7 protein-coding genes are annotated in these 4,182 nt (G+C 41.4%); 3 read left to right on the top strand and 4 right to left on the bottom strand.

Translation table 11 applies throughout. The features are described 5' to 3' along the window. The first annotated feature begins 521 nt into the window (after window positions 1–521). Entirely contained in the window at window positions 522–1,019 is a 498-nt protein-coding gene (locus AACQ42_RS17065; RefSeq protein WP_080608888.1) for a GNAT family N-acetyltransferase, read from the top strand. A gap of 134 nt (window positions 1,020–1,153) precedes the next feature. On the opposite strand, the gene AACQ42_RS17060 is transcribed toward AACQ42_RS17065, so the two are convergent. Both AACQ42_RS17060 and AACQ42_RS17055 read right to left on the bottom strand, forming a co-directional pair. Continuing rightward, a complete protein-coding gene (locus AACQ42_RS17060) occupies window positions 1,154–1,423 on the bottom strand; it encodes a type II toxin-antitoxin system YafQ family toxin (RefSeq protein WP_094164942.1) in 270 nt (89 codons plus the stop codon). Beyond that, window positions 1,416–1,694: a type II toxin-antitoxin system RelB/DinJ family antitoxin gene (locus AACQ42_RS17055; RefSeq protein WP_094164940.1), complete on the bottom strand. Its 279-nt coding sequence runs from the start codon at window positions 1,692–1,694 to the stop codon at window positions 1,416–1,418. Before AACQ42_RS17055 ends, AACQ42_RS17060 begins: the two co-directional genes overlap by 8 nt. 352 nt (window positions 1,695–2,046) lie before the next feature. Between AACQ42_RS17055 and AACQ42_RS17050 the strand changes: the two genes are divergently transcribed. Next, window positions 2,047–2,229, top strand: a complete 183-nt coding sequence (locus AACQ42_RS17050) for a DUF645 family protein (protein ID WP_055031552.1) — start codon at window positions 2,047–2,049, stop codon at window positions 2,227–2,229. 214 nt (window positions 2,230–2,443) lie between these two features. On the opposite strand, the gene AACQ42_RS17045 is transcribed toward AACQ42_RS17050, so the two are convergent. Together AACQ42_RS17045 and AACQ42_RS17040 are read right to left on the bottom strand one after the other, a co-directional pair. Further along, window positions 2,444–2,743: a type II toxin-antitoxin system RelE/ParE family toxin gene (locus AACQ42_RS17045; protein WP_017049509.1), complete on the bottom strand. Its 300-nt coding sequence runs from the start codon at window positions 2,741–2,743 to the stop codon at window positions 2,444–2,446. A 7-nt stretch (window positions 2,744–2,750) separates the two neighbouring features. Next, window positions 2,751–2,993, bottom strand: coding sequence for a type II toxin-antitoxin system Phd/YefM family antitoxin (locus AACQ42_RS17040; protein WP_017045808.1), 243 nt, complete (start codon window positions 2,991–2,993; stop codon window positions 2,751–2,753). Between the two features lie 701 nt (window positions 2,994–3,694). Here AACQ42_RS17040 and AACQ42_RS17035 point away from each other — a divergent pair. Beyond that, complete coding sequence (locus AACQ42_RS17035) at window positions 3,695–4,081, top strand: GNAT family N-acetyltransferase (protein WP_094164938.1); 387 nt, start codon at window positions 3,695–3,697, stop codon at window positions 4,079–4,081. Window positions 4,082–4,182: the final 101 nt, after the last annotated feature.

Raw genomic sequence — 4,182 nt, 5'->3', positions numbered from 1 at the left:
GGTTTGCGTTGTCAGCCCCTTAACCGGGCGTTAGGCAAAGTGAGTTTTTATCAGCTAAATCGAGTTGGAATTGAGCGGTAAATTCCATGTTTTCTGGCTTAAGTTAAGCAATAAATAATCATCACATATTTGTTGTTTCTTGATCGCGTTGAGTTGCTTTTCGTTGTGATTTTAGCGGCAAAATAACCTTCAGCATCCATACGTCCGCCGAGAATGCTACGCTCGTCACTTTTCTTCCAAATCGCTTAATTTGAGTTTTTTTGTTTCTTTTCTGATTTGGCATTTTGGTTTATAAATGAATCGGTTAGTTTGTTTCAAATTTATAAAAAAAGCTCGTTCTTTGGTTTTGAAAGTCTCGGTGTCAACTGGTTGGCCTAACAAACGGCTCAAGAGGGATTGCCAACGCGTGGCGGCTTTAGTGCAAAATTGAAGTTCAGTGTTTACAGTGTGTTTTTTGAGTTCGGCTATGCGTTGTCAACCCCTTAGCCGGGCGTTATGCATTTTTTAGGAAAAGAGGAACTATGGTTGTTGAAGTCAGGCGAGCAGAGCCATCAGATGCTAAAGCGATAAAAGGAGTTTATGAGTGCCCAAATGCGTACACTGGCACATTACAACTTCCGCTTCCATCCTCCGATATGTGGGAAAAACGTTTTCAGACTATTCCAGATCATGTTTATGCATATGTGGCACTAGTGGACGGTGAAATAGTAGGTAATTTGGGCTTTGAGCTATGTACTAATCCGAGACGACGTCACGTAGGTACATTCGGTATGGGCGTTAAAGACGATGCTCAAGGTTTAGGTGTTGGTAGTGCTTTACTGAAAACGGTTATCGATTTAGCGGATAACTGGCTGAATTTGAAACGAATCGAATTGACGGTCTATGTGGACAACGAACGAGCGATCAATTTGTATAAGAAGTTCGGTTTTGAAATTGAAGGTGAGTCGAAAGCTTATGCGTTCAGAAATGGTAGCTACGTTGACGTTTACCATATGGCTCGCGTTGTGGCACATGCATAACAAACGCTTCAAGAGGGACAGCCAACGCGTGGTATTTTTACTATGCGTTGGTTTTGGTGATTACGGTGTTATGCGGTAAGTTGGTAGTAGCGTTGTCTGCCCCTTAAGCGGGCGTTATGTGTCACTGAGGTTCATCAGAACAAATCACTATGAGAGCCAATTCTAGCTAATTGGAGTTGACCATCAAAAATGCGATAAATGAGCACTAGATCTGGTTTAACGTGACAGTCTCGGAATCCAACCCATCCGCTAGTTAAAGGATGATCAACATTTTTAGGATCGAGTTTTTCGCCTCTTTGCAGCTTTGATATGACGTTGCCGACTTCAATGATGTCCGAAATCGGCATTTTGGTGATTTTTTTAAAGTCTTTTTTGAATTGTGTTGAGTATTCTAAACTATACATTCTTAACTTTGCCTTCAGTTAGCTCAGTAAGCATAGCGCCAACAGATTCGGCTTTATGTCCATGACCTTGAACGAGTTCATTCATTGCAGAAATCGTTTTTTCATTTGGTTGAGGTACACGTAAGTCAAATGGAATACCACCATGATTAATCACGGCTTTTGCAAAAATTTTAATAGCTTGTGATGTACTAAGACCCATTTCGTCACAGATGCTAGTAAAAGCAACTTTGGTATCATGGTCTATGCGAGTACTTAGCATTTCTGTTCTCATAAGAGCACCTTTGGTTGTACAATGTATTACATAGTTAAACGTCAGTATAATGGCACATAACAAACGCTTCAAGAGGGACAGCCAACGCGTGGCATTTTTACTATGCGTTGGTTTGTGTGGTTACGGTGTTATGCGGAAACTTGGTAGTAGCGTTGTCTGCCCCTTAAGCGGGCGTTAGTTTCTATCTAGAAAAAATCATCAAAAGCTCAGATTCAATGCCCTGAAAAGTCAGCCTTAAGTGTTCAAGTCACACTATTTGGCTTTTGAGTTTTGCCTGATGCTGATGTAGTAGAAAGTGTTGAAAGTTCAGCTATTTCAAAGTCGCTGAAAGCCAACAAGCCTAGAAGCTTCAATGTTGTCGGATGTTCAACACGGTCAGTTTAGTTTCACAAAGGGCTTCATCACCGCTGAAATTATGCTTTCTTTGTCGCGGACTCTTAACCGTGGTCAACTTAACCTTGATCGTTTTAAGTTTTGGCAGCCAACGTCACAGCTTTTGGCGCTGGACGTGTGTTTGTTTGATGCTTTTGCGTAAAATGACTTTCAAGAAAATTTTTTGAAAGATCATTGCTAAACAATGGGCTACGAAACTAACAAACGCCTCAAGAGGGACTGTCAACGCGTGGCGTTTCCAGTCCGGTTACGGTTGTTGTGTTTAAGTTTGGTTGTTATGCGTTGCCAGCCCCTTAGGCGGGCGTTAGTTTACCAATCAAAATTGCACCCTAACTCAATACGCTAGGGTGTGATAATTATCGCAGATGGTTTTGTGGCAATTGCGATTGTCCAAGGACTGCAACGACCAAAATAAAACTGTCTTCCTTGGTAAAGTAAGCCGTATGCTTGCCTATAGGGAAGTAAAAACCATTTTGATATAAATCGTTGCAGCTTCTGCCTACAGCGGGGTTGTCAGCGAGCATCTGAAACCCAGTAAGAAGAGTGTCTTTGTATGCGTTCCACTGCATCTCGGAAAAGTTTGTAACGGTATAATTTTTGATTTTATGTAAATGAGCCTGTGCTAATTTACTTAGTTTATATTTACTCTTGTGCATACTTTACTTACAACGCGTTTAGGAAGTTTTCACCGTCAACTATATTGCCTTGGGCTAAGTCTGCTTTTGCGGACTCAAAACAATGTTTTATGTAATCGGCTTTCATGACTTCAAGTTCTTCATAGTCTCTAATCGACATCACAACAACGGCATCTTTATTGTTTTTACTAATTTTAACTGGCTCACGTTGAGCGTTTAGAAGCAGTTCACCGAAATTACGTTTGGCATCATTTGCTGTTAATGTGTACATGGTTAAGCTCCAAGTCTGTAAGTGCAGTAATATTATAGGGTATCGAGCCAAATGTGCAATTTAATTAAATCGTGCGATTGGTGTGAAAAGTAAACTAACAAAGCATTTAAGATGGATTCGCAACGCTTGGCGGTTTTAGTGCAAAATTGAAGTTCAGTGTTTACGGTGTGTTTTTTGAGTTCGGCGGTGCGTTGTCAACCCCTTAGCCGGGCGTTAGTTGCCTTAACCGATGTGCAGTAATTTAGTTTCTGAAATTGAATATCGAGTTTGAATTGGTTTGTTTTAGCGCTCGTAAATTGTTGCGCTGTGGCTTTTCTAAGTCTGAGCATAACGCCAAATAATGCTGTCACTAATAGTCGTCTGCGCACGTTGGTTTCATCAGTAGCTGCGCTCCATTAGTTCTTGCTTGTTTATAATGGCGTTATTTCTGTTTCTGGTTTCCAATCGTTGCCGGCGTTGGTTCAAATTTTTAAACAAAGTGGCTAGTTTTCGCTTCTAGTCGGCATAAAACAAAGTAATATCAGCAAGTTGGTTAGGGCAGTCTTTAATCCTAAAAGTCAACTAACAAGGCATTTAAGTCGGACTAAAAACAGTGGGCTACTGCGCTGCGCTTGTATTTTAGCCCACTATTTTTAGCCGCTTAATGCGGCGTTAGGTTTAAGGTTGTTCATGAAGAGTTTAGTGCCTGTAATCTCGAATCGTTGAGAAAGCTCTACTTGGACTCTAGACGAGATAGTTTCCCATGGCTCAAGACGGATAGTTTTCGGCTAGAAGACTTCGATCGCGATACTCAAGGTGAACGAATTTGGTTGTCTGAGGTTTTAGGTAATATTGCCGGCTTCATATCCATTTGGGAGCCTGACAATTTTGTCCACCATCTCTATGTTGCAACTGAATATCAGGGGCAAGGTATTGGAACGATACTACTTAACGGCGCAAAAGCGAAATATGGCAACTTAAGTCTTAAGTGCATGGTTCAAAATCAGAAAGCACTTAACTTTTATTCGTCACAAGGTTTTGAAATCGTGTCGCAAGTGGACGATGAATTGGGTGGTTACTACTATATGAGCTTCGGCGCACAAACCTAACAAACGCCTCAAGAGGGACTGTCAACGCGTAGCGTTTCCAGTCCCATTGAGCCGCGGTGGTTACGGTTGTTGTGTTTGAGTTTTGTGTTATGCGTTGCCAG

Origin of the sequence: Vibrio sp. V12_P9A6T4, assembly GCF_963874835.1 — a bacterium.
GTDB classification, from domain to species: domain Bacteria; phylum Pseudomonadota; class Gammaproteobacteria; order Enterobacterales; family Vibrionaceae; genus Vibrio; species Vibrio anguillarum.
Note: the sequence above shows the minus strand (reverse complement) of the source record. Positions and strands in the feature narration are given on the sequence as shown.

What these genes read in the sequence shown, in the direction of transcription:
- AACQ42_RS17065 (WP_080608888.1), top strand. Translation starts at nt 522, where the DNA reads ATGGTTGTTGAAGTCAGGCGAGCAGAGCCATCAGATGCTAAAGCGATA.
- AACQ42_RS17060 (WP_094164942.1), bottom strand. Translation starts at nt 1,423, where the DNA reads ATGTATAGTTTAGAATACTCAACACAATTCAAAAAAGACTTTAAAAAA.
- AACQ42_RS17055 (WP_094164940.1), bottom strand. Translation starts at nt 1,694, where the DNA reads ATGAGAACAGAAATGCTAAGTACTCGCATAGACCATGATACCAAAGTT.
- AACQ42_RS17050 (WP_055031552.1), top strand. Translation starts at nt 2,047, where the DNA reads ATGTTGTCGGATGTTCAACACGGTCAGTTTAGTTTCACAAAGGGCTTC.
- AACQ42_RS17045 (WP_017049509.1), bottom strand. Translation starts at nt 2,743, where the DNA reads ATGCACAAGAGTAAATATAAACTAAGTAAATTAGCACAGGCTCATTTA.
- AACQ42_RS17040 (WP_017045808.1), bottom strand. Translation starts at nt 2,993, where the DNA reads ATGTACACATTAACAGCAAATGATGCCAAACGTAATTTCGGTGAACTG.